The sequence below is a fragment of the Streptomyces sp. WZ.A104 genome, from assembly GCF_002382885.1.
Taxonomy (GTDB): Bacteria; Actinomycetota; Actinomycetes; order Streptomycetales; family Streptomycetaceae; genus Streptomyces.
In genome coordinates this window covers 106,187-129,430 of record NZ_NWVL01000012.1, presented here as the reverse complement: position 1 = coordinate 129,430, position 23,244 = coordinate 106,187, and the positions used below count along the sequence as shown (strand labels likewise).

General features: G+C 71.0%; 21 protein-coding genes and 1 pseudogene. 9 read left to right on the top strand and 13 right to left on the bottom strand.

Going from position 1 to position 23,244, the window contains the following annotated elements; all coding sequences use genetic code 11:
* The 6 genes from CIB93_RS09450 to CIB93_RS09425 form a co-directional block, all read right to left on the bottom strand.
* Positions 1-1,214: choice-of-anchor A family protein (locus tag CIB93_RS09450; protein WP_257002112.1), on the bottom strand; the 1,214-nt coding region annotated here is incomplete at its 3' end.
* A gap of 142 nt (positions 1,215-1,356) precedes the next feature.
* Positions 1,357-2,355 (bottom strand): NAD-dependent epimerase/dehydratase family protein, encoded by a 999-nt coding sequence (locus CIB93_RS09445; protein WP_257002111.1) that lies wholly within the window; start codon positions 2,353-2,355, stop codon positions 1,357-1,359.
* Positions 2,356-2,591: 236 nt separating this feature from the next.
* Positions 2,592-3,260 (bottom strand): DUF6304 family protein, encoded by a 669-nt coding sequence (locus CIB93_RS09440; protein WP_096626013.1) that lies wholly within the window; start codon positions 3,258-3,260, stop codon positions 2,592-2,594.
* A gap of 142 nt (positions 3,261-3,402) precedes the next feature.
* Positions 3,403-4,008, bottom strand: a complete 606-nt coding sequence (locus CIB93_RS09435) for a GNAT family N-acetyltransferase (protein WP_096626011.1) — start codon at positions 4,006-4,008, stop codon at positions 3,403-3,405.
* Between the two features lie 86 nt (positions 4,009-4,094).
* The gene (locus tag CIB93_RS09430; protein ID WP_096626009.1) at positions 4,095-5,138 is read right to left on the bottom strand and encodes a family 2 encapsulin nanocompartment cargo protein polyprenyl transferase; all 1,044 of its coding nucleotides are present in this window, start codon (positions 5,136-5,138) and stop codon (positions 4,095-4,097) included.
* 90 nt (positions 5,139-5,228) lie between these two features.
* Positions 5,229-6,635 carry a family 2B encapsulin nanocompartment shell protein gene (locus tag CIB93_RS09425; RefSeq protein WP_096626007.1) on the bottom strand — a complete coding sequence of 469 codons (1,407 nt, stop codon included), beginning with the start codon at positions 6,633-6,635 and terminating at the stop codon, positions 5,229-5,231.
* Between the two features lie 177 nt (positions 6,636-6,812).
* Between CIB93_RS09425 and CIB93_RS09420 the strand changes: the two genes are divergently transcribed.
* The 5 genes and pseudogenes from CIB93_RS09420 to CIB93_RS09395 all read left to right on the top strand — a co-directional run bounded on the left by CIB93_RS09420 (position 6,813) and on the right by CIB93_RS09395 (position 10,677).
* On the top strand, positions 6,813-7,259 hold the full coding sequence (locus tag CIB93_RS09420) for an Rrf2 family transcriptional regulator (RefSeq protein WP_096626005.1): 447 nt from the start codon (positions 6,813-6,815) through the stop codon (positions 7,257-7,259).
* A 123-nt stretch (positions 7,260-7,382) separates the two neighbouring features.
* Positions 7,383-7,848: pseudogene (locus CIB93_RS09415) on the top strand (globin domain-containing protein); the annotation flags it as partial.
* Between the two features lie 12 nt (positions 7,849-7,860).
* On the top strand, positions 7,861-8,784 hold the full coding sequence (locus tag CIB93_RS09410; protein WP_096626003.1) for a 1-aminocyclopropane-1-carboxylate deaminase/D-cysteine desulfhydrase: 924 nt from the start codon (positions 7,861-7,863) through the stop codon (positions 8,782-8,784).
* A 526-nt stretch (positions 8,785-9,310) separates the two neighbouring features.
* Positions 9,311-9,724 carry an anti-sigma regulatory factor gene (locus CIB93_RS09400; protein ID WP_096626001.1) on the top strand — a complete coding sequence of 138 codons (414 nt, stop codon included), beginning with the start codon at positions 9,311-9,313 and terminating at the stop codon, positions 9,722-9,724.
* A gap of 23 nt (positions 9,725-9,747) precedes the next feature.
* Entirely contained in the window at positions 9,748-10,677 is a 930-nt protein-coding gene (locus CIB93_RS09395) for an RNA polymerase sigma factor SigF (RefSeq protein WP_096625999.1), read from the top strand.
* Positions 10,678-10,739: 62 nt separating this feature from the next.
* Here the strand turns inward: CIB93_RS09395 and CIB93_RS09390 are convergent, their stop codons facing one another.
* Positions 10,740-11,189: a hypothetical protein gene (locus CIB93_RS09390; protein WP_096625997.1), complete on the bottom strand. Its 450-nt coding sequence runs from the start codon at positions 11,187-11,189 to the stop codon at positions 10,740-10,742.
* Between the two features lie 165 nt (positions 11,190-11,354).
* On the opposite strand from CIB93_RS09390, the gene CIB93_RS09385 reads away from it, so the two are divergent.
* Positions 11,355-12,323, top strand: a complete 969-nt coding sequence (locus CIB93_RS09385) for a diacylglycerol kinase family protein (protein ID WP_096625995.1) — start codon at positions 11,355-11,357, stop codon at positions 12,321-12,323.
* Positions 12,324-12,642: 319 nt separating this feature from the next.
* Positions 12,643-12,900 carry a WhiB family transcriptional regulator gene (locus tag CIB93_RS09380; protein ID WP_003953983.1) on the top strand — a complete coding sequence of 86 codons (258 nt, stop codon included), beginning with the start codon at positions 12,643-12,645 and terminating at the stop codon, positions 12,898-12,900.
* A 175-nt stretch (positions 12,901-13,075) separates the two neighbouring features.
* Here the strand turns inward: CIB93_RS09380 and CIB93_RS09375 are convergent, their stop codons facing one another.
* Both CIB93_RS09375 and CIB93_RS09370 read right to left on the bottom strand, forming a co-directional pair.
* On the bottom strand, positions 13,076-14,542 hold the full coding sequence (locus tag CIB93_RS09375) for a sensor histidine kinase (protein ID WP_096626041.1): 1,467 nt from the start codon (positions 14,540-14,542) through the stop codon (positions 13,076-13,078).
* A gap of 431 nt (positions 14,543-14,973) precedes the next feature.
* Positions 14,974-16,056, bottom strand: coding sequence for an SIS domain-containing protein (locus tag CIB93_RS09370; RefSeq protein WP_096625993.1), 1,083 nt, complete (start codon positions 16,054-16,056; stop codon positions 14,974-14,976).
* 274 nt (positions 16,057-16,330) lie between these two features.
* Here CIB93_RS09370 and nagB point away from each other — a divergent pair, with 274 nt between their 5' ends.
* Positions 16,331-17,116, top strand: a complete 786-nt coding sequence (nagB, locus tag CIB93_RS09365; RefSeq protein ID WP_096625991.1) for a glucosamine-6-phosphate deaminase — start codon at positions 16,331-16,333, stop codon at positions 17,114-17,116.
* A gap of 145 nt (positions 17,117-17,261) precedes the next feature.
* On the opposite strand, the gene CIB93_RS09360 is transcribed toward nagB, so the two are convergent.
* From CIB93_RS09360 to CIB93_RS09345, 4 genes are all read right to left on the bottom strand, one after another.
* The gene (locus CIB93_RS09360) at positions 17,262-18,791 is read right to left on the bottom strand and encodes a glycoside hydrolase family 3 protein (protein ID WP_096625989.1); all 1,530 of its coding nucleotides are present in this window, start codon (positions 18,789-18,791) and stop codon (positions 17,262-17,264) included.
* 10 nt (positions 18,792-18,801) lie between these two features.
* Entirely contained in the window at positions 18,802-19,638 is an 837-nt protein-coding gene (locus CIB93_RS09355) for a carbohydrate ABC transporter permease (RefSeq protein WP_257002117.1), read from the bottom strand.
* A 32-nt stretch (positions 19,639-19,670) separates the two neighbouring features.
* Positions 19,671-20,693: a carbohydrate ABC transporter permease gene (locus tag CIB93_RS09350; protein ID WP_096625987.1), complete on the bottom strand. Its 1,023-nt coding sequence runs from the start codon at positions 20,691-20,693 to the stop codon at positions 19,671-19,673.
* A gap of 129 nt (positions 20,694-20,822) precedes the next feature.
* On the bottom strand, positions 20,823-22,112 hold the full coding sequence (locus CIB93_RS09345; RefSeq protein ID WP_096625985.1) for an extracellular solute-binding protein: 1,290 nt from the start codon (positions 22,110-22,112) through the stop codon (positions 20,823-20,825).
* Between the two features lie 279 nt (positions 22,113-22,391).
* Between CIB93_RS09345 and CIB93_RS09340 the strand changes: the two genes are divergently transcribed.
* On the top strand, positions 22,392-23,156 hold the full coding sequence (locus CIB93_RS09340) for a GntR family transcriptional regulator (protein ID WP_096625983.1): 765 nt from the start codon (positions 22,392-22,394) through the stop codon (positions 23,154-23,156).
* Positions 23,157-23,244 lie beyond the last annotated feature (88 nt).

Here is a 23,244-nt window from a genome sequence, read left to right as displayed (position 1 = left end):
TCGGTCGGCGTCGGGGTGGGGTCCGTCGGAGTCGGCGTCGGATCGGTCGGGGTCGGCGTCGGGTCCGTCGGCGTGGGAGTCGGGTCCGTCGGCGTCGGGGTGGGGTCCGTCGGCGTCGGAGTCGGGTCCGTCGGCGTCGGCGTCGGGTCCGGTGTGCAGGTCGGCAGGTCGCCGTCGAAGGGGTACGCGTGGATCTCCTGGCCGCCCGATGCGCCCGCCGAGGTGTGGGTGAGCGAACCCGCCGTGTAGAAGCGGCCGTTGGTGCCGCTCATGCTGAGCACGGTGGTGCTCGTCGGCTGGCCGACCAGGATGCTGCCCTCGAACTGGGCCGGACCGGTCAGCGACAGGTCGGTGGCGTCCGGGAAGTTCCACAGCAGGTTCTCGCGGAGGCCCTCGTTGGGGAACGAGCCCATGAACGTGGCGACGCTGCGGGTGCCGCCGTAGACGTTGACGAGGACGGTCGCGCCCTCGGGGATGCCGTTGAACACGAACCCCGTGTTGCCACCCGCCTCCGACTCCAGGTCCGCGTCCACGTCGAAGATCTGGATCGCGGACGTACCGTCACCGGTGAACGTCATGACGTCACCTGCCTTCTGCCACGTGCCCGTCACCTCCCGGTGGTCGTCGCCGTCGTACGCGTAGCAGTGACTGGCCTCGGTGAGCTGCGGGCGCAGCGCGGTGTACGGGGCGGCCGCGTCCGCGTCGAAGCGCGGGGCGGTGGTGGGGTTCACCGTGCCCGTCAGCTCACCCGCGTACGCGACGCGGCCGGAGTGCGTGCCCTCCTCCGCGACGAGGCGCTCGCCTTCGGCGATCGTGACGTCCCCGCCCGCCGTCAGGTAGTCGGAGCCGTCCGGCGGCGGCACCCGCGAGCCGACGCCCGCGATGCCGACGTTGTAGATCTGCGAGACCCCGTCCCGCTTGTCCATGTCGAACCGGCCGAGGGTGACGACCTTCCCCTCCGCCTCGGCCGCCGCCTCCCGGACCAGGAAGTCGCCGCCGACGTAGACGTTGATATTGCTGTCGAAGTTGGTTACCGGGCCGTTGTTGGGATCGTTCCAGCTGGGCGGGCAGGAGCTGCCGAGGCAGGGTCCCAGTCCGCCCGGCAGCGGATCGGCACCCGCGGCCGGGGCCAGCACGCCCACCATCGCCGCGGCCGTGGCCACTGTCACTGCTGCCCGGATTGCGTTGCCGCGCCTGCGCGCCTTCTGTTCCATGCCGCGCAATATGCATCTTTAATGCCTAGTCATTTTGTATGACACGCCGGTTTCGCTCCGTTTCGTAGGCCTATGGGAGGTTTTTGGCGTACGACACGCGCAGGAGCACCGCGGCAACCACGGAACCCGCGGGACCGGTGCGTCAGAGAGCCAGCAGCTTCGCCTCCAACCGGGGATCGAGGCCCACGGCGGGGCGGTCGGGGCGCTGGGGAGCGACGCCGCCCCGCTCGCTCAGCCAGGTCCAGGTGTCCGCGACGGTCTCTCCGGCCGGCCGGCAGCGCAGCCCGGCGGCGTGCGCCTTGGCGTGGCCGCCCCGGTGCATGGTGTCGTGGAGCTCGCCCGGCGGGAGCCAGATCGGCAGGTCGCTCCACGGCTCGGCCCCGGCGGCCAGCAGGACGTCCGGACCGGTCCAGCGCAGCTCGGCGTCGGACGCGGTGACCTCGACGCAGGCGTCCAGCAGCTCGCCCATGGTGGTGTGGCCGGGGCGGCTCACGGTGTCGTACGGGCCGTTCAGCCCGCGCGCCGCCGCGTCCAGGAGCCACCCGGCGAGGTCCCGGGCGTCGATGTACTGGAGCCCGGCCGTACGTGGGCCGGGGGCGATCACCGGACCGCCGCGGGCGATCCGCGACAGCCACCAGGGCAGTCGGCCGACGTTCTCGCCGGGGCCGATGATCAGCCCGGCCCGCGCCAGCAGGGCCCGGTCCCCGAAGGCGTCCAGGGCGGCCAGCTCACCGCCGCGCTTGGCCTGGCCGTAGGGCACGTCCCCGCCCTCGTCCGGCGAGGCCCCGGCCAGCAGGGGGCTGTCCTCGCCCAGCCCCGCGGGGGTCGGGTAGGCGTAGACCGAGCGGCTGGAGACGTACGTGTAGTGCCCGGCCCGGCCGGTCAGCAGCCGGGCGGCGTCCCGTACGGCGGCGGGCGCACCGCTCCAGGTGTCGACGACCAGGTCCCAGGTCGCACCTCCGTCCGCGAGCGCCGCGAGCCCGGCCGCGCCCGCGGTGCGGTCCCCGGTCAGCGCGCGCACGCCGGGCGGGGGCGCGTGGTGGCCGCGGTGGAACACCGTGACCTGCCAGCCCCGCTCCAGCGCCGCGTCGGTGACCGCCCGTCCGACGAACTCCGTACCGCCCAGCATCAGAAGCCTCATGCGACGAGCCTGCCCGCACGGGCGCGCCCCGGTAACCCCGGCACGCTCTCAGCAGAACGGGGAACCTTCCGGCAGACGCCTCACGTCAGGGCGTGCGGGCCCAGGAGCGCGAGCCCGCGCTCGGGACGTACGCGCCCGGGGCACGGCCGCGCAGGTCGCAACGTACGGGCAGGGGCCCGGCCGCACACCACGGCCTACGCTCCGGGAGAGTGACGGCAGCTGAAAGGCCCTGCCCGTCAGGCGAGTTCCAGGGGGAAGGCGCCCCGGTGACCGGTGCCCGCGCCGTCGGCCGGGCGCGCCTCGAACTCCCGGCAGCTCCAGACCTCCTGGACGAACCCGGACCGCCGGTCCCACAGGTCCAGGACATCGTCCTCGCCCGCCGCGCCCCGGTAGGCCTCCTTGGCTCCACGGAAGCAGGCGAGGCCACCGGACAGGCCTCGGCCGGGGGCCGGGAAGTAGTCGGAGAAGCCGCAGGCGATGCAGGTCTGGAGGCGGATGCCGTCCGGGAGGATGCGCTGGACGGCGGCCAGGGCGGCGGCGAAGTCGCTCTCGGCGCGGGCCGACTCGTAGACCGCACCGTCCAGATGGAGGGCGAGGTGGAGGTCCGGGTCGGCCCGGCGCAGCGAGAGCAGGCAGCTGAGCGTGGCGTGCTGGAGCGTGCCCGCGACGAGGACGGGCAGCGGCAGGTCCCACTCCAGTACGCAGTCGGTGAGTGCGCCGTCCGCGAGGGCGACCATCCCGCTCTCCGGCGGCATCCCCGCCACCGGGGCCAGGTCGTCGAAGCTCTCGCCCTCGAAGTCGACCCCTCGGACCCGGATGCGGAGCTGCTGTCCGTCCGTGGTGAGGACGACGGCGTCGGAACCCCTGCGGTCCCGGTACCAGCCGGCCCACGACTCATCTGTCATGGGCAGGGACTGTAGCCCCTGACCGAGCCGTGCCCGACCCCTGCCCGGGCCCTCCGCCCGGGCCCTCTGCCCTTCCACCCGCGGGCCCTCTACCCGAGCGCTCTGCCCGGCACAGCCCCGGCCGCCGCCCGGGCCTGGCGGTTCAACCCGTACGGGGCATGCGGGGCTCACGCCACATGGGCCACATGGGCGGACCGTCCGGCAGGTCGACCGTGCGGCCCAGGAAACGGAATCCGAGCCGCTCGTACAGCATCCGGCTGCGGGCGCTGCTGGCCTCCAGATACGCGGGCACCCCCTCCCGGTCGCAGCGTTCCAGCTCCGCCCCGATCAGCTCCGCCCCGATGCCCTCCCCCTGGCGCTCGGGCCGGACGCCGATCATCAGGAGATAGGCGTGCGCGCGGTCGTGCGGGTGGACCGCTCCGGTGAGCCTCCCCACCAGTTCGCAGCGTTCGTTGCCGGGGTCGGCGGTCCGCCGCATCAGCGCGGGCGTGGGGTCCTCCTCCTCGGGGGCTCCGGCGGGCACCGGCAGCCACAGGGCCACCGCCGCGTCGCCCTCGGCGATGTCGATACGCCCTTCGGCGAGGGCGACGTCCACGAAGACGCCGAGGAACCTTCCGTGCACGGCCCGCCGGTGGGCCTCGTCCGGGAACACCCAGCTGCTGACCGGGTCGTGGTGGAACGCCTCTTCCATGACCGAGACGACCCGGGCCCTGTCCTCCGGTTGCGCCTGCTGTGTCCGTATGCCCATGACCGGCTGCCGCTCCTTCTGCTGTTCGCTCCAACCAACCTCCGGAATACTAGAGTTGAGAGGGCGGAACCGGTCATGGCGGTCGGTCAGCTGGTGCGGCGGGTGACGAATTCGGCCAGGGCCAGCAGGTCGCCCGCGCCGCTCGGGTCGGGGACCGCACGGGAGAGGTGGTGGACCGCGCGGGCCATCCGGTCGGCGGCGCAGACCTGGGCCCAGTCCCGGCCGCCGGCCCGGTCCACCGCGTCGGCCGCCCGGTTGACCTCGGCGGAGGTGCTCATGGGGCCCCGGTAGAGGGCGGCGAGCTCGGCGGCGGCCGGGGTGCCGGAGGTGAGGGCGGCGACCACGGGCAGGGACTTCTTGTGGGCGGACAGGTCGGCCCCGACGGGTTTGCCGGTGCGCTCCGGGTCGCCCCAGATGCCGATCAGGTCGTCGATGAGCTGGAAGGAGAGCCCCGCCTCCCGTCCGAAGCCGTCCATCGCCCGGACCGCCCGGTCCTCCGCCCCGGCGTAGAGGGCGCCGAGCGCACAGGCGCAGCCGAGCAGGGCACCGGTCTTGGCGGTCGCCATCGCGAGGCATTCGTCGAGGGTGACCTCGTCGGGGCCGCGCTCCTCGAAGGCGCAGTCCGCCTGCTGGCCCGCGCACAGCTCGATGACGCAGGAGGAGAGGCGGGCGGCGGCGCGGGCGGCGGCCGGATGTGTGTCCTCGGCGAGCAGCCGCTGGGCGAGGGCGAGCATGGCGTCGCCGGCGATGATCGCGTCCGGGATGCCGAAGACCGCCCAGGCGGTGGGACGGTGCCTGCGGGTGGTGTCCTCGTCGATGACGTCGTCGTGGAGCAGGGTGAAGTTGTGAGCGAGTTCGACGGCGACGGCGGCCCGCACCGCCCGCTCGGGATCGCCGCCCAGCGCGCGGGCGGCGGCCAGCACGAGGGCCGGCCTGATGGCCTTCCCGGCCTGCCCGGCGGCGGGGGTCCCGTCGGCGTTCTCCCAGCCGAAGTGGTACATCGCGATCCGGCGTATGCCGCCGGGCAGCGACTCCACGGCCGATCGCAGATGGGGGTCGACGACCGCGCGGGTGCGCTCCAGCAGCGCCGCGGCCTCGTGCCCTTCCGTCGCTGCGTCCGTACTGGTCATGGTCACGGTCACTCCTGGGGCGAGGCGATGGGTGCGGGCCCGGGGGTCCGGGCGGCCTCTGCCGCCCGGACCCCCGGAGTGAGCTCGATATCAGCGCCAGCGGCTGACCTCGACGTTCTCCAGCACTCCGAGGGCGTCCGGCACCAGAATGGCGGCGGAGTAATACGCCGTCACCAGGTAGGAGATGATCGCCTGCTCGTCGATCCCCATGAAGCGGACCGAGAGGCTCGGCTCGATCTCGTCGGGGATGCCGGTCTGCTGGAGACCGATGACCCCCTGCTCGGCCTCGCCGGTCCTCATGCAGATGATGGAGGTGGTGCGGGCATCGGAGACGGGGATCTTGTTGGACGGGAAGATCGGCACTCCGCGCCAGGCGGGCACGTGGTGGCCGCCGATGTCGATGCTCTCCGGGACGAGTCCACGCCGGTTGCACTCGCGGCCGAAGGCGGCGATGGCCCGCGGATGGGCGAGGAAGAGCTTCGATCCACGCCGCCGCGAGAGCAGTTCGTCCATGTCGTCCGGGCTGGGCACCCCGTCGTGCGGCTGGATCCGCTGCCCGTAGTCGCAGTTGTTGAGCAGTCCGAACTCCCTGTTGTTGATCAGCTCGTGCTCCTGGCGCTCACGCAGCGCCTCGACCGTGAGCCGCAACTGCTGCTCGGTCTGGTTCATCGGCTGGTTGTAGAGATCGGCGACCCTGCTGTGCACCTTCAGCACCGTCTGAGCGACGCTCAGTTCGTACTCGCGCGGAGCGGCGTCGTAGTCGACGAAGGTGTGCGGGACGACGGCCTCGCCCACGTGCCCGGCGGAGAGGTCGATCTCCGCCTCGCCGTACTTGTTGGTCCGCTGCTGCGGGATGGAGAGCAGACCTGCGAGGTGGCCGCGCAGTGGTTCGGCGCGCTCCGCGAGGTTGTAGACATCGGCACGGCTCAGGGTCAGCAGCGTGCATGCGGTGACGGCGCGGGCGGTGTACTCCCAGACGGCATCGCCGTCGATCAGACTGTGGTCACCGAAATACGCGCCGTCGGCGAGGACACCGAGCTCCATCTCGTCCCCGTAGGGCCCGGAGCCGATCTTCTGGACCTTGCCGTGCGCCAGCAGATAGACGCGGTCCGCCGCATCCCCCGAGGCGGCGAGCACCTCCCCCGCGGCCACGTCCCGCTGCTCGCACCTGCGGGCCAGCTCGGCGAGCACCTCCTCGTCCCCGAAGCCCCTCAGAGCGGGCAGCTCCCCCAGTTCCGCGGGGATGACGGCCACCCGGTCCCCGGTCTGGACGAAGGTCACCCGGCCGTCACCGACCGAATAGCTGAGCCGACGGTTCACCCGGTACGTACCGCCTTGTACCTGCACCCACGGCAGCATCTTCAGCAGCCACCGTGAGGTGATCTCCTGCATCTGCGGCGCGGACTTGGTGGTCGTCGCGAGGTTCCGCGCAGCCGCCGTCCCCAGACTCTGCTGCGGCGGCGCCTGCGTGTCGCGAACCTCTTCACCAACGGACATCTGACGTCCTCTCGATCATGGGCTGACCTGCGAGGAAAAGCCTTTCAGCAGGGGACTCCGCACGCCATTACACAAAAGAGTGTGACTAATCGGCCTCCGGTCGGGGCAAGTTGCTCCTCGTCGCCGCGCGGACCAGCAAATTTGCATCACGCATACCACATATCTACGGTGGGGCTCATGCGGCTGACGAGATTCACCGACGTGGCCCTCCGCGTCCTCATGCGCCTCGCGGTCACCGAGGGCGGAGATCCGCCGACCACCCGCGAGGTGGCGGCCACCATGCGGGTGCCGTACACCCACACCGCGAAGGTCGTCGCCCGACTCCAGCACCTCGGCCTCCTCGACGCCCGCCGCGGCCGGGGCGGCGGGCTCACACTCACGACGGCGGGACACTCCGCGTCGATCGGCTCACTGGTGCGGGAGCTGGAAGGGGCGGAGGAGGTCGTCGAGTGCGAGGGCGGCACCCCCTGCCCGCTCCGCTCCGCCTGCCGGCTGCGCGACGCGCTGCGCCAGGCCCAGGAAGCCTTCCATGCCTCACTGGACCCGATCACCGTCACCGACCTCGTCGCCGCCCCCACGGGCCCGCTGCTGCTGGGCATCGGCAGCGGCCCACCACCGGACTGAGCCCGACCGGCGCCCGGCCGCCACCCGACCAAACCTGGTCGGCACCCCTCGGACGCGCCCGCGCCCGCGTGTCCCCCCTTCGCCCAAAATATGCATCTCGCATTCCAATAAGGAGCTCCTTCCATGCTCTCCGACCGGTCCACCGCCACTGTCCGCGCCACCCTCCCCGCCGTCGGCGCGGCCATGGGGGACATCGCGGACCTCTTCTACGAGAAGCTCTTCGCCGCCCACCCCGAGTTGCTGCGGGACCTGTTCAACCGGGGCAATCAGGCCTCCGGCGACCAGCGACGGGCGCTCGCCGGTTCCATCGCAGCGTTCGCGACCCAGCTGGTGGAGCGGCCCGGCACCCGCCCCGACGCGATGCTGGACCGGATCGCCCACAAGCACGCCTCTCTCGGGGTGGCCCCCGAGCAGTACGAGGTGGTGCACACCCACCTCTTCGCCGCCATCGCCGAGGTCCTGGGCGACGCGGTCACCCCTGAGGTCGCCGCGGCCTGGGACGAGGTCTACTGACTGATGGCGAACTCCCTCATCGCCGCCGAGGAGCGCCCCTACGACCAGCAGGGCGTCCTGGCGGGCGCGGCGTGGCGACAATGGGCAGGTGAACCGCCCGCCCCGCCTCGACACCCTTCTGCACCCCCGGCTGCCCTCCCCGCTGCGAGAAGCCCACGACGAGCGTTTCGCGCGCCACGGAGTGCGGCTGTTCCTCAAGAGGGACGACCTGATCCACCCCGATCTGCCGGGCAACAAGTGGCGCAAGCTCGCCCTCAACCTGGCGGCGGCCGCCGGGCGCCCCGTGCTGACGTTCGGCGGGGCGTACTCCAACCACCTGCGGGCCACCGCGGCGGCCGGAAGGCTGCTGGGCTTTCCCACCATCGGCGTCGTCCGCGGCGACGAGCTGGCCCGCCGGCCGCTCAACCCGTCGCTGGCCCGGTGCGCGGACGACGGCATGCGGCTGCACTTCATGGACCGTACGACGTACCGCGCGAAGGCGTCCCCCGAGGTCCTGGACGGCCTGCTGAGCCGGTACGGGGACGCGGTGGTCATCCCGGAGGGCGGCAGCAACGCGTTGGCCGCTCAGGGCTGTACGGCGCTGGGGCGCGAGCTGGCCGGTGAGGCCGATGTGGCGGCCGTGGCCTGCGGGACCGGAGGGACCCTCGCCGGTCTCGCCGCCGGTCTGGCCCCCGGGCAGCGGGCCCTCGGCATCCCCGTGCTGCGCGGCGGCTTCCTGGGCGAGGCCGTGCAACGGCTCCAGCGCGAGGCGTTCGGCGGACCGGCCGGGAACTGGTCGCTGGACGAGCGCTTCGCCTTCGGCGGTTACGCCCGCTCCACCCCGGAGCTGGAGGCGTTCGCCGCGGACTTCGAGGACCGGCACGGGCTGCCCGTGGAGCGCGTCTACGTCGCGAAACTGCTGTTCGCGCTGACCGCGCTGACCGAGGAGGGGGCGTTCCGGCCGGGCACCCGGGTGGCCGCCGTCGTGACCGGCGCCCCGGAGGCACAGACCTCCCACAAGGCACCCGACTGACCGCCACCCCCGCTCGGGCCCCGCCCGCAGGGCACCCGACTGACCGCCACCCCGCTCGGGCCCCGCCCGCAGGGCACCCGCGGGGCAGCCCCGAGGCGCCCCCAGGCGCCCCACAACCGCGGCCGGGGCCCGCCGACGGCCTCGCGTCCATGCCGCCGCCCTCTCGCCATCCTCGGATCCGTCGCCGCCGCGGCACGCGACCGAACACTTCCAGGCGAACGGACACCCCGTGATGCGGAGCTTCGAGGCGGTCGAGAGCGGGCGCCGGTGCTTCGGGGACGGTTCGATCGCCTGACGTCTGGGTACGTCAATCCGGCGCCGGTTCTTCGTAATTGGAGGCCGCAGACCCCTAGCCACTGTGTGTACTCATATGCCTACCATGAGTGACGATTGGGGACTGGGGTCCGCGTCACACGGCATCATGGATCCGATAGCGTCGCCAAGCCAAGAACCGTCGACGGACCGCATGGCTCCGGGCCACCCTTCCCGGAACCTCGAAAGAGTTTGTGCCACCTTGGAGGTGAGGGTGTCCCAGATCGCAGGCGAGCCCGGGAATCAGGACTTCGTGGAAGTCCGGCTGCCCGCTGCGGGTGCCTACCTGTCGGTGCTGCGAACGGCCACGGCCGGTCTCGCAGCGCGTTTGGACTTCACTCTCGACGAGATCGAGGATCTTCGTATCGCGGTCGACGAGGCCTGCGCGATCCTGCTTCAGCAGGCCGTGCCGGGCTCCGTCCTCAGCTGCGTCTTCCGTCTCGTCGACGACTCCCTCGAAGTGACGGTGTCGGCCCCCACGACGGACGGCCGGGCGCCCGAGCGCGACACCTTCGCCTGGACGGTGCTCTCCGCACTCGCGGGCAAGGTCGAGTCCACGGTCGCCGATGACCGTACGGTCAGCATCAGCCTCTACAAACAGCGCGGCGCGGGCCCCGGGCCGGCGTGAGCGACGGGAACGGGGACGGTCCTGTGCGGGACGAGACGATCCGACCCGGGGTGGTGCGCCCAGCAGGCATCCCGGAGCAACAGGCCCGGCCGCATCCGGTGGACGGAGCGGACGGGCCCGAGAGCCTCAACGTCGCGGTGGAGCAGCAGTCGCAGGCAGAGCGGGCGGGCCAGATGAGCGAGCACGGGCACCACGATCCACACGACCGCAGCGGGGCGCGGGCCCTGTTCATAGAGTTGCGGGAACTGCCCGACGGCTCCGCGGAGAAGGCCGAGCTGCGCAATCGGCTGGTGCGCATGCATCTGCCGCTGGTCGAGCATCTGGCCCGCCGCTTCCGCAACCGCGGCGAGCCCCTGGACGACCTGACCCAGGTCGCCACCATCGGGCTGATCAAGTCGGTGGACCGGTTCGACCCGGACCGGGGCGTGGAGTTCTCGACGTACGCGACCCCCACGGTGGTCGGCGAGATCAAGCGCCACTTCCGGGACAAGGGCTGGGCGGTGCGGGTGCCGCGACGCCTCCAGGAGCTGCGGCTTTCGCTGACCACGGCCACCGCGGAGCTCTCCCAGCAGCACGGCCGCTCACCGACCGTGCACGAGCTGGCCGAGCGGCTCGGCATCTCCGAGGAGGAGGTGCTGGAGGGCCTGGAGTCCGCCAACGCGTACAGCACGCTGTCGCTGGACGTGCCGGACACCGACGACGAGTCCCCCGCCGTCGCGGACACCCTGGGCTCGGAGGACGAGGCCCTGGAGGGCGTGGAGTACCGGGAGTCCCTCAAGCCGCTCCTGGAGGACCTGCCGCCGCGCGAGAAGCGCATCCTGCTGCTGCGCTTCTTCGGCAACATGACCCAGTCGCAGATCGCCCAGGAGGTCGGCATCTCTCAGATGCACGTCTCGCGACTGCTGGCCCGCACCCTCGCGCAGCTGCGCGAGCGGCTGCTCGTCGAGGAGTAGCGCCCGGGAGTCAGGAGCAGCCCACCTGGAGTGGTCCCAGTGGCCCCCGGGTCCTGCCGGGCTCAGGCGTCGGGGGTCTTCGCGGGTCCCCGCCGGATGCCCAGGACCTCGGTGGTCGCCGGGTTCAGGACGAGCACCAGACCGGTCACGGCGACCACCGCGAGGACGATCCCGGTGGGGATCAGCGCGCCCTGCGACCGCAGCAGCGTCCAGGCCACCGGCAGCGCCATGATCTGCGTGATCAGCGCGGGGCCCCGGCTCCAGCTGCGCAGCAGCATCAGCCCGCGGGCGGCGAGCAGCGGAATGGCGCCCAGAGCGATCAGGGTGATGCCGACCGTCTCCGCCTGCTGGGTGCTTTCGAGGCGGCCGAGCAGCCCCATGACCAGCAGGTAGATCCCGCCGATGGCGAGCGCCGCGCCTTCGAGGGCGTTGATCCCGGCGAGGACGGTGATCCTTCGCGGGCGCTCCGTCACGGCGGGCGAGGGGGAGGGCGAGGTCGCTTCAGTGCTCACACCCTTCAGGTTGGCATCCCGGAGGGCCGGAAGTGAAGCCGGGGTGCGCGGCCCCCTCCCCGTCCCGTACGCGGGAGGAGAGCGGCGGTCACGGGGCGTCACCGGCGGGGAGCACAGCGAACCGGGACTACTGGACCGAACCGCCCGGTAGGTAGGCTGGCGGGCATGCGCGCACTCCTCGTGGTCAACCCAGCTGCTACCACCACCAGTGCGCGCACCCGTGACGTGTTGATCCACGCGCTGGCCAGCGAGATGAAGCTGGAGGCGGTGACCACGGAGTACCGGGGGCACGCACGGGATCTGGGGCGGCGGGCCGCGGACAGCGACGACATCGACCTGGTGGTCGCCCTCGGCGGCGACGGCACGGTGAACGAGGTCGTGAACGGGCTGCTGCACCGGGGCCCGGACGTGGACCGGCTGCCGAGGCTCGCCGTGGTTCCCGGCGGCTCCACCAATGTCTTCGCGCGCGCCCTGGGGCTGCCCAACGACGCGGTCGAGGCGACCGGCGCGATCCTGGACGCCCTGGAGAACCGGACCGAACGCACGGTCGGCCTGGGGCTCGCGGCCGGCACCCCGGGCACCGAGGACGAGTCCGTCCCCGAACGCTGGTTCACTTTCTGCGCCGGCCTCGGCTTCGATGCGGGAGTGGTCGGCCGGGTCGAACAGAAACGCGAGGGCGGCAAGCGGTCGACGCACGCCCTGTACGTACGCCAGGTGGTGCGGCAGTTCCTGAACGAGGCCCACCGGCGGCACGGGACGATCACGCTCGACGTGCCCGGCCAGGACCCGGTCGCCGACCTCGCGCTCTCCATAATCTGCAACACCGCCCCCTGGACCTACCTGGGCAATCGTCCGGTCTACGCCTCGCCGAAGGCCTCCTTCGACACCGCGCTGGACGTCCTCGGACTGAAGCGTCTGTCCACTCCGGCGGTGGCTCGTTACGGCACCCAGCTGCTCACATCGAGCCCCGAGAAGGGGCCGCGCGGCAAGCACGCCGTTTCGCTGCACGACCTCACCGACTTCACCTTGCATTCAAAGGTCCCACTGCCCTTCCAGATGGACGGCGACCACTTGGGACTGCGTACGAGCGTGACGTTCACAGGCGTACGCCGTGCACTGCGTGTGATTGTGTGAGTGGAAGGGCCTAAAGTCCTTTAACTCGAACGTTTGGACTGGCCCCCACCCCTTAGAAGTGCGGCTGTGACCTAGTCGACACCGAGGAATCAAAAAAAACTTTCCAGAAGGGGTTGTATCCGCCGCCGAGGTTTGCGAATCTCTACATGGCGATCGGGACGGCCCGCAACACCGGCCTCCACTGAGAGCCAGAACCCCTCCTCACCTCACAGACCACACCCAGTTCATCTGGGAGTCGGCCCGTCATCTGCGGGGGGATTCGTGAAAGCGTTCACATTCACAAGCAACAAGCGTGTAATACCAAGGAGAGGTAGCAGCCATGGACTGGCGTCACAACGCCGTTTGTCGTGAGGAAGACCCCGAGCTGTTCTTCCCCATCGGCAACACCGGTCCTGCGCTGCTGCAGATCGAGGAAGCCAAGGCTGTCTGCCGCCGCTGCCCCGTCATGGAGCAGTGCCTGCAGTGGGCGCTTGAGTCCGGTCAGGACTCCGGCGTATGGGGTGGCCTCAGCGAGGACGAGCGCCGCGCGATGAAGCGCCGCGCCGCTCGCAACCGGGCGCGTAACGCCAGCGCCTGAGCGACCCCCGCACCAAGCCTCAGCCCGGCGGCGCGTACAGAGCGTACGCACAGCCCCGCCTTCGAGTCGCAGCGCGCAGTACCCCGAAGCGCATCGCAACGTGAGCACCACGGAGCGGGCCCGGACCGTCACCACGGTCCGGGCCCGCTCTGCTGTGTGCGCTCCCGCGCCTGCTCTACTTGTCGCCCCGGACCGGGAGGTCCAGGACCACCTGGGTGCCGCGCCCGGGGGCCGGGACCATGCCGAACACACCGCCCAACTCCCCCTCCACCAGCGTCCGTACGATCTGGAGGCCCAGGTTTCCGGCCTGCTTCGGGTCGAAGCCCTCGGGCAGTCCGCGCCCGTCGTCGGTGACCGTGATCAGCAGCCGCCCCTCGGCCGGCGATCCGCCGCGCACGGCCGAGACCTCCACCGTCCCGTGGTCGGCCACGGCGAACGCGTGCTCCAGGGCGTTCTGCAGAACCTCGGTCAGCACCATGGACAGCGGGGTGGCGACCTCGGCGTCGAGGATGCCGAAGCGTCCGGTGCGCCGGCAGGTCACCTTGCCCGGGGAGATCTCGGACACCATCGCGATGACCCGGTCGGCGATCTCGTCGAACTCGACGCGCTCGTCCAGGTTCTGGGAGAGCGTCTCGTGGACGATGGCGATCGAGCCGACGCGCCGGACGGCCTCGTTGAGCGCCTCGCGCCCCTGCTCGGAGTCCATCCTGCGGGCCTGGAGGCGCAACAGGGCGGCCACTGTCTGGAGGTTGTTCTTCACCCGGTGGTGGATCTCCCGGATGGTCGCGTCCTTGGTGATCAACTCGCGTTCGCGGCGACGGAGTTCGGTGACGTCCCGGAGCAGGACCAGCGAGCCGATCCGGGCCCCCTTGGGCTTGAGCGGGATGGCCCGCAGCTGGATGACCCCGCCCGCGCACTCGACCTCGAACTCGCGGGGCGCGTAACCGCTGGCGACCTTGACCAGGGCCTCGTCCACCGGCCCCCGGGAGGGGGCCAGTTCGGCGGTGACGGTGCCGAGGTGGTGGCCGACCAGGTCGGAGGCGAGGCCGAGGCGGTGGTAGGCGGAGAGGCCGTTGGGGCTGGCGTACTGGACGATCCCGTCGGCGTCGAGCCGGATCAGCCCGTCGCCGACGCGCGGGGAGGCGTCCATGTCGACCTGCTGGCCGGGGAAGGGGAAGGCCCCGGCGGCGATCATCTGGGCCAGGTCGGAAGCGGACTGCAGGTAGGTGAGCTCCAGCCGGGAGGGGGTGCGCACGGTGAGCAGGTTGGTGTTACGGGCGATGACGCCGAGCACCCGGCCCTCGCGGCGTACGGGGATGGACTCGACCCGTACGGGCACCTCCTCGCGCCACTCCGGGTCGCCCTCGCGCACGATCCGGCCCTCGTCCAGCGCGGCGTCCAGCAGCGGACGGCGGCCGCGCGGCACCAGGTGGCCGACCATGTCGTCCTGGTAGGAGGTGGGCCCGGTGTTGGGGCGCATCTGGGCGACGGAGACGTACCGGGTGCCGTCGCGGGTGGGGACCCAGAGCACGAGGTCGGCGAAGGAGAGGTCGGAGAGCAGCTGCCACTCCGAGACCAGCAGGTGGAGCCACTCAAGGTCGGTGTCGCTCAGAGCGGTGTGCTGGCGGACGAGGTCGTTCATGGAGGGCACGGGTGGAGCGTACCTGGGGTTACCGCGCGTGTTCGAACCGAACGGCCCGCCCGGCCGTGCCAAGCTGCGGGGCATCGGGTGAAGGCCGATGGACAGGCGTGATGCGGGGCCGGAGAATGTCGTGCACACGGATGGACACGGGCAATTGGTCTAGTCCACAATGAGTTCACCAAGACCCCGCTCTCCCCGCACAGGAGAGCGGACCGAGGCGCCGGCGCTCTCTGCCCTGACCGCGCAAGGTGCCTCATGTGGCCGACGGCACCGCACACCGCCGGCCAGGCAGCTCCGGGCTGCGGTGCCGGGCGGGCTGAGGGTCCCGCTCTGGCGCCGCGGCCCGCGGGTGTTCTCGGGGCCGTATCACCTGCGGAGCCCTATCGCCTCCCAGTTCGCAGCGGGGCCCGGTTCGCGGCGGATCTCGGCTCTCAGCGGGTCTCGGTGACCTTGGCCAGGGCGCGCGGGGCGTCCGGGTCCTGGCCCCGGGCGATCGTCACCTCGTACGCCAGCATCTGGAGCGGCAGGATCTCCAGGACCGGCTGCAACTCCTCCGGAACCCCGGCCGTGGGCAGCGAGAAGCCCGCCGACGCCTCCTCCACCTGGGCCTTGGGGCCGACCACGAACAGGTCCGCACCCCGGCCCCGCAGCCGGTCCAGCACCGGCTGGAGGGCCTCGCCGCCCCGGCCGTCGGTGACCACGGCGATCACCGGGGAGATGTTGTCGACCATCGCCAGCGGGCCGTGCAGCAGGTCCGCACCGGAGTAGGAGAGAGCGGGGATGTAGCTGGTCTCCATCAGCTTCAGCGCCGCTTCCTTGGCCGTGGGGTAGCCGTAGCCGCGCGAGGTGATCACCATGCGCTCGGCGAAGCGGTAGCGGGAGGCCAGCGCCTTGACCTCGGCACGGCGGCCGAGGATCGCGCCCGCGAGGTCGGGCAGGCTCGCGGCGGCCTGCGTACCGTCCACCCCGGCGAGGCCCTCCACGAAGAGGTAGAGGGAGAGGAGGGACGCGGTGTACGTCTTGGTGGCCGGGAGCGCCTTCTCCGGGCCCGCCAGGATGTCGATGTGGTGCTCCGAGACGGCGGCGAGCGCCGAGTCCGGGTTGTTGGTGACAGCGAGGGTGACGGCCCCCGCGTCCCGGGCGGCCCTCGTGGAGGCCACCAGGTCCGGCGAGCCGCCCGACTGACTGACGGTGATCACCAGGACGTCCCGCAGGTCGGGTTTGGCCCCGTAGGCCGTCGTGGTGGACATCGAGGCCAGTCCGCAGGGCAGCCCGAGCCGGATCTCCAGCAGGTACTTCGCGTAGAGCGCCGCGTTGTCCGACGTACCCCGGGCGGTGAGCAGCACGAACCGGGGCTTCTTGGCGGCGATCTCGGCGGCGACCTCGCGGATGCGGGGCGCGCCCTGTTCGAGGATGCGGCGCAGCATCGCGGGCTGCTCGGCCATCTCGCCGGACATGATGCGGCCGGGCTCGTCGCCCTGGCCGCTCCGGTCGGCCGGTGGGGTGGCGGACATATGGGGGCCTCCCTGCGCTGTCGGCTGCGGTGTCGGCGTACGGGCGGTGCGTCCACGCAGGCGCGTCCACGGGGGTGCGCGATCCGTTCCGTACCGCACAAGTCGACCAGGCATTGCCCAGGCCCGCCAGCGGGCCGGGGCGGGCGGGCCGGTGGGCGCGCAAGCGTGCGGGCCGATGGGCGGACTGTTCACCGTACGGCCGCCCGGTTCTGCTAAATTGGGAACTTGATTGGTCTATACCACCGGCTCCCCTAGTCAGATCGGCAGGCACAGCGTGGAAGTTGTCATCGTCCCGGACGCCACGGCAGGCGGCGAACTGATCGCGGAGGCCATCGCAGCCCTGCTCAGCCGCAAGCCCGACGCCCTGCTCGGCGTTGCCACCGGCTCGACTCCGCTGCCCATCTACCGCGCGCTCGCCGCGAAGGTCGCCTCCGGCGCGGTCGACGCGTCGCGCGCCCGGATCTGCCAGCTCGACGAGTACGTCGGACTGCCCGCGGGCCACCCGGAGTCGTACCGATCGGTGGTCCTGCGCGAGGTCGTCGAGCCGCTCGGGCTGTCCGAGGCGGCCTTCATGGGCCCCGACGGCTCGGCCGAGGACGTCCAGGCCGCGTGCGAGGCGTACGACCGGGCGCTGGCGGAGGCGGGCGGCGTCGACCTCCAGCTGCTGGGCATCGGCACCGACGGGCACATCGGCTTCAACGAGCCGTGCTCCTCGCTCGCCTCGCGCACCCGGATCAAGACGCTGACCGAGCAGACCCGGGTCGACAACGCGCGGTTCTTCGACAACGACATCGACCAGGTGCCGCACCACGTGATCACCCAGGGCATCGGGACGATCCTGGACGCCCGGCACCCGATCCTGCTGGCCACCGGCGAGGGCAAGGCGGAGGCCGTCGCCCAGACGGTGGAGGGGCCGGTCGCCTCGATCGTTCCCGCGTCGGCGCTCCAGCTGCACCCGCACGCGACGGTGGTGGTCGACGAGGCGGCTGCGTCGAAGCTGAAGCTGGCGGACTACTTCCGGGCCACGTATGCGGCGAAGCCGTCGTGGCAGGGGCTGTAGACCCCTGAAGGTACGGCGAAGGGCCGGGGCACCGTGGTGGTGTCCCGGCCCTTCGCCGTGTGCCGCCCGTCCGGCGAGAGGCTTTGTCCTCGATCGCCGGACGGGCTCGATCTTGCCGCCGGAGGCTTCGACCCGCGCCCCTGGCTCAGGGCTTCGTGTCCGTGATCGCCTCCACCGCCGCCTCGCCGCAGACGCGGGCCGCGCCGTGGGTGGCCGCGTACAGGGCGCCCCGGGGCTCCGACTGGGGCAGGCCCATCTCGACCACGACCGTGTCCGGACGGGCCGCCAGCAAGGCGTCGAGCGCCCTGCCCATCCAGGCGTGCCGGTGCTCGTCGCGGACGACGGCGACGATACGACGGTCCCCCGCGGCCTCCAGGGCCGCGGCCACCGGGTCGGCGCTCTCGTCGGTGTACGTGTCCGCGTCGGTGCCGGGCAGCAGCTCGGTCAGGGCGGTCGCGACACCCCACGGGGTCTCGGCACCGACCGCGATGTTCGCCACCGGGCTGAACGTGGCCACGTACGCCGCCTCGGTCAGCCGGTCGCCGGAGCCGGTCACCCGGACCGCGCGGCGGGCGGCCACCAGGCCGATGTCGGAGCTGACTCCGGTGCCGGGCGCGGTCCCCTCCTGCACTTCCGCGCCCGGCTCCGGGACATCCCCCCGGGCCCTCTGCGTCCAGGACGCGAGGGCTCGTACTCGGGCGGCCGCGTCCGCGAGCCGCTCCTCGGCCAGTTCCCCGCTGCGTACGGCCCCGACGATGGCGTCGCGGAGCCGCAGCACCGTCTCCTCGTCGCACAGACCGCCGCCGACACAGATGGCGTCGCAGCCCGCGGCGATGGCGAGGACGGAGCCGCGCTCGATGCCGTAGACCTTGGAGATGGCCTCCATCTCGATGCCGTCCGTGACGATCAGGCCGTCGTAGCCCAGCTCCTCGCGCAGCAGACCGGTGAGGATCTGCGGGCTGACCGTCGCCGGGCGGTCGGGGTCGAGTGCGGGAAGCAGGATATGCGCGCTCATCACCGATTGGGAACCCGCGGCGATGGCCGCCCGGAAAGGCACCAGCTCACGGGCGTGCAGGGTGTCGAGATCCACATCGATGCGGGGGATCGCGTGGTGCGAGTCGACCGCGGTGTCGCCGTGGCCGGGGAAGTGCTTGGTGCAGGCGGCGACACCGGCGGCCTGGAGGCCCTCGATGTACGCGGCGGTGTGCCGGGCGACCAGCTGAGGGTCGGCGCCGAAGGAGCGTACGCCGATGACCGGGTTGCCCACGTTGGCGTTGACGTCGGCGGACGGCGCCCAGTTGAGGTTGACGCCGCACTCGGCGAGCCGGCGGCCCAGCTCCTGGGCGACGGACCGGGTGAGGTGGACGTCGTCCACCGAGCCGAGGGCGTAGTTGCCGGGGAAGGAGGACCCGTGCACGACCTCCAGGCGGGTCACGTCCCCGCTCTCCTCGTCGATCGCGACGAGGATGTCCTCGCGTTCTGCGCGCAGCCGCTCGGTGAGCGCGGCGAGCTGCTCGGGCGAGTGGACGTTGCGGCCGAAGACCCCGACGGCTCCGAGGCCCTCGCCGACGCGGCGCAGCAGCCAGTCGGGTGCGGTGGTTCCGGCGAATCCGGGCTGGAGCACCGTGAGCGCGTCGCGGGTCAGAGTGTCCGAGCTGTGTACGAATGTGGTCATGGGAAGCCCTTTATCCCTTCACCGCGCCGGCGGTCATGCCGCCGACGGCCTTGCGCTGGAGGAAGAGGAAGACGACGAGCACGGGGAGCGAGAAGAGCGCGGAGGCGGCCATGGTGGCGCCCCAGTCGTTGCCGAACGCGGTCTGGAACTGCGTCAGCCAGCGCGTCAGGGTCTGCGCCTCCTTGTCCTTGTTCAGGACCAGGACCATCGCGAACTCGTTCCAGGCGGTGATGAAGCCGAAGAGCGAGGTCGACATCAGGCCGGGGGCGAGCAGCGGGAAGATCACCTTGCGGAAGGCCTGGCCGCGGGTGCAGCCGTCGATCTGCGCGGCCTCCTCCAGCTCGACCGGGACGGCGGCGATGAAGCCGCGCAGGGTCCAGATGGTGAAGGGGAGGACCATCACGAAGTAGATCATCGTGAGCAGCGGGATGCTGTTCAGCATGTCGCCGTCGCGGGCGATCATGTACATCGCGATGACCATGACCTCCCAGGGGGCCATCTGCGCCATCATCACGATGAGGACGATCCCCTTGCGGCCCTTGAACTTCATGCGGGCGATCGCGAAGCTCGCGGCCAGGGCGACGAGGAGGGCGAGGATCACCGCGCCGACGGTCACCAGGAGGCTGTTGGTGACGTACGTCCAGAACAGGTCGACGCCGGTCGCCGTCGTGTAGTTCTCGAAGGTCGGCGTGAAGACGAAGACGGGGTCCTTGGTGAGGATCTCCTGCTGCGGCTTCAGCGAGGACGAGACCATCCAGTAGACGGGGAAGATGAAGAGCCCGGTGAGGAGGAGGGCGGCGAGGTTCTTCGCCACCGCGGCCGGCCGGAGGGGCTTGCGGGTCCGCAGCTTCTGGGGGGTCTGCGCGGTCTGCGTGGTACTCACTGCTCATCCTCCTGCTTCAGGATCAGGCGGAAGTAGAAGGACATGGCGACGATCAGCATGATGATCGTGAGGATCGAGATGGCCGCCGCGAGGCCGTAGTGCTGCTGCCCGAGGCCCTCGATGTAGGCGTAGACGGGCAGGGTCTCGGAGCCGCGGTCGGGGCCGCCCTGGTTCATGGCGTAGACCTGGGCGAACGCCTTGAAGACCCAGATGATCTCCAGGAACGTGGTGATCAGGAAGAACGGCTTCAGGTTCGGGAAGACCACCGACCAGAAGGTGCGCCAGCCGCTCGCGCCGTCCATCTTGGCGGCCTCGTACAGCTCCGCCCCGACGGTGGTCAGGGCCGCGTACATGTTGAGGGCGACGAAGGGGACCGAGCCCCATACGAGCAGCACCAGGACGATGGTGAGTGCGTCGAAGCCGGTCTCGAACCAGTTGTGCTGCTCGTAGCCGGAGAAGCCGAGCGTACGCATCACCCAGTTGGCGACGCCGAACTGCTCGTCGAAGAGCCATCGGAAGATGGTGACCGAGGCGATGATCGGCATGGCCCAGGCGAACATCAGGCCCAGGGAGAGCACGAGCCGCATCTTCTTGCCCAGGCGGTTGAGCAGCAGGCCGATCAGGGAGCCGACGACCATGATGAGGGCGACGTTGATCGCGGTGAAGACGACCGAGCGGACGACGACGGTCCAGAAGTCGGGGTCGCTCAGGAGCTTGGTGTAGTTCTCGAAGCCGACCCAGGGCGTCTCGCGCCGGATCATCTCCCGCTTGTTGACCCCCTGGAAGGAGAGGACCACGTTCCGGAACAGCGGGTAGAGCAGCAGCACCGCCATGGACAACAGTGCCGGCGCGACGAGCAGGTACGGCAACAGCCCGCTGGGCAGGGAGCGTCTCCCGCGCGAGGGCTTAAGGACTTCCTTCGGGCCGGAAGGGGGTGGCGGAGTCTGAGACTTCCCTGCCGCCCTCCCGGGCGCGTCCTGGGTAGCGGCATCCGCCGCCCCCTGGGAGTCCACGGTCATGGTCTTATTCCTCGCGGTTCTGGGGCTCCCGCGCCCACCGGGACGCGGCCCGGGGGAACGGGCCTCTGATCACTGCAAAGCACCGGTGGTGCGGCCGCTGAGTAACCGGCCGCACCACCGGACTGCGAATTACTGCTGGTTGACGCGCTCGTTGATGACCTTGTCGGCCTCCTCGGCCGCGGCCTTGGCGTCCTGCCCCTTCAGGACCTTGGTCATGTAGTCCTTGATCGGGTTCGGGGCGGTCTCGACGTTCGCCCAGCCCGGCGTCACCGGGGTGATCTTGCCGGAGACGGAGGAGAGGGCCATGGCCTCGGCGAAGGAGCCGGCGGCGGGCTTGAACTGCGCGGCGTCGTTGTTCGGAAGCAGCGCGCCCTCGGTGGCGGCGGCGTACTTCGTCATGAACTCCTTGCCGGCGGCGAGGGCCAGCCACTCCTTCGCGAGGTCCTTGTTCGGGGAGCGCTCGGCGATGGCGAGGTTCGACCCGCCGAAGAACACGGAGCCCGGCTTGTCGGCGGTCTTGCCCGGGATCGGGAAGTAACCGAAGTCGGCCGTCTTGCCGGCCTTCTTCATGGCGTCGATCGCGCCGCCGGCCTCCCAGCCAAGACCGATCCAGGACGCCACGCCGCCCTTGGGGATGATGTCGGTGGACTGCTGCGGGGTCGCCTCGTCCTTGTCCTTCGGAGCGGTGGAGTAGGACGCCAGCTCCTTGTAGAAGTTCATGGCGCTGACGGCCTCGGGGGAGGACAGGTTGCCCTTCCACTCGTCGCCGTCCTTGACCGCGAGGTCGCTGCCCTCGTCCCAGACGAAGCCGGCGAGAACGTACCAGCTCTGGCCGGGCAGGTAGATCGGCTGGGTCTTGGCGTCGGAGGCCTTGAGCTTCTTCAGGCCCTCGATCCACTCGGCGCGGGTCTTCGGCGGGGTGACGCCCGCCTTCTTGAAGGCCGCCTTGTCGTAGACCACGACACGGTTGGCGGCGTACCACGGGGCGGAGTAGAGCTTGCCGTCCAGTTCGTTGGACGCGACCATGCCCTTGTTCCAGCCGTCGTAGCCCAGCGCGGCCTTGTCGCCGGTCAGGTCGGCGAGGCCGCCGGTGTCGGCGTAGCCGGCGGTCTGGGTGTTGCCGAGCTCCAGGACGTCCGGCGGGGTGTCCTCGGAGAGGGAGGTGGTGATCTTCTCCTGGATGCCGTTCCAGACCTGCTTCTCGACCTTGACCTTGACGCCCGGGTGCTTGGCCTCGAAGGCCTTGTTGACCTCGGCCATCCATGCGTCGGGAGCCGACCCGTCCATGACCCAGACGGTCAGGGTCTTGTCTCCCCCGGACGCCTTGCCGTCCTTGCCCGTGTCGCCGTCCGTACCGCACGCGGCGATAGAGACCATCATGCCCGCGGCACCGATAGCCGCGATGAGCTTGCGCTTCACGTCAAACCCTCCTCAGGGATGCTGCAACCCCACCCACCGTGAAGACTTTCGACGAGTTCCACCGGGGCTGGACCTGGTCTTTAATGGTTTAGACCAGTACCGGGAGCTTGGCCTAGACCTTTGGGGGTGTCAAGGGTGTATAAGAAGTGCACTCGCGTCCGTTATCGGACCGACACCTGAGGGAGGGCAGGGACCCGTGACCGGACCGTGCCACCATGTGAGCCGCAACAGACGGAGGAGCCGGTGACGGCAGCAACGCAGCAGTCGGGAAGGCGGGCCATGGGTGCCGACGGGGGCAGTTCGGGGAACGAGACGGGTACCGGTACGCGCACGGCGCGTGTACCGAAGTACTACCGGCTCAAGCGGCATCTCCTCGACATGACGGACACCCTGCCGCCCGGCACCCCGGTGCCGCCCGAACGCACCCTGGCGGCCGAGTTCGACACCTCGCGCACCACCGTGCGCCAGGCTCTCCAGGAGCTGGTCGTCGAAGGCAGGCTGGAGCGCATCCAGGGCAAAGGCACCTTTGTCGCCAAGCCGAAGGTCTCCCAGGCCCTCCAGCTCACCTCGTACACCGAGGACATGCGCGCCCAGGGACTGGAGCCGACGTCCCAGCTGCTGGACATCGGCTACGTCACGGCGGACGACACGCTCGCCGGTCTGCTGGACATCTCGACGGGCGGCCGGGTGCTGCGCATCGAGCGGCTGCGGCTCGCCAGCGGGGAGCCGATGGCGATCGAGACCACCCACCTTTCGGCCAAGCGCTTCCCGGCGCTGCGCCGTTCGCTGGTGAAGTACACCTCGCTCTACACCGCGCTCGCCGAGGTGTACGACGTCCGCCTCGCCGAGGCCGAGGAGACCATCGAGACCTCCCTGGCCACCCCGCGCGAGGCGGGGCTGCTGAGCACGGACGTGGGCCTGCCGATGCTGATGCTCTCCCGTCACTCACTGGACGCCCAGGGCGAGCCGGTCGAGTGGGTACGGTCCGTCTACCGCGGCGACCGGTACAAGTTCGTGGCCCGCCTGAAGCGCCCCAACGACTGAGCGGAGCCGCAGACCGGACGAGGGGGACGCCGAACCCACGGCGGCCCCCTCGTTTCGCGTTTCCGGCCACACACGCGCCGGACTCGGC

What these genes read in the sequence shown, in the direction of transcription:
- CIB93_RS09445 (WP_257002111.1), bottom strand. Translation starts at nt 2,355, where the DNA reads ATGAGGCTTCTGATGCTGGGCGGTACGGAGTTCGTCGGACGGGCGGTC.
- CIB93_RS09440 (WP_096626013.1), bottom strand. Translation starts at nt 3,260, where the DNA reads ATGACAGATGAGTCGTGGGCCGGCTGGTACCGGGACCGCAGGGGTTCC.
- CIB93_RS09435 (WP_096626011.1), bottom strand. Translation starts at nt 4,008, where the DNA reads ATGGGCATACGGACACAGCAGGCGCAACCGGAGGACAGGGCCCGGGTC.
- CIB93_RS09430 (WP_096626009.1), bottom strand. Translation starts at nt 5,138, where the DNA reads ATGACCAGTACGGACGCAGCGACGGAAGGGCACGAGGCCGCGGCGCTG.
- CIB93_RS09425 (WP_096626007.1), bottom strand. Translation starts at nt 6,635, where the DNA reads ATGTCCGTTGGTGAAGAGGTTCGCGACACGCAGGCGCCGCCGCAGCAG.
- CIB93_RS09420 (WP_096626005.1), top strand. Translation starts at nt 6,813, where the DNA reads ATGCGGCTGACGAGATTCACCGACGTGGCCCTCCGCGTCCTCATGCGC.
- CIB93_RS09385 (WP_096625995.1), top strand. Translation starts at nt 11,355, where the DNA reads ATGCGCGCACTCCTCGTGGTCAACCCAGCTGCTACCACCACCAGTGCG.
- CIB93_RS09380 (WP_003953983.1), top strand. Translation starts at nt 12,643, where the DNA reads ATGGACTGGCGTCACAACGCCGTTTGTCGTGAGGAAGACCCCGAGCTG.
- CIB93_RS09375 (WP_096626041.1), bottom strand. Translation starts at nt 14,542, where the DNA reads ATGAACGACCTCGTCCGCCAGCACACCGCTCTGAGCGACACCGACCTT.
- CIB93_RS09370 (WP_096625993.1), bottom strand. Translation starts at nt 16,056, where the DNA reads ATGTCCGCCACCCCACCGGCCGACCGGAGCGGCCAGGGCGACGAGCCC.
- CIB93_RS09360 (WP_096625989.1), bottom strand. Translation starts at nt 18,791, where the DNA reads ATGACCACATTCGTACACAGCTCGGACACTCTGACCCGCGACGCGCTC.
- CIB93_RS09350 (WP_096625987.1), bottom strand. Translation starts at nt 20,693, where the DNA reads ATGACCGTGGACTCCCAGGGGGCGGCGGATGCCGCTACCCAGGACGCG.
- CIB93_RS09340 (WP_096625983.1), top strand. Translation starts at nt 22,392, where the DNA reads ATGGGTGCCGACGGGGGCAGTTCGGGGAACGAGACGGGTACCGGTACG.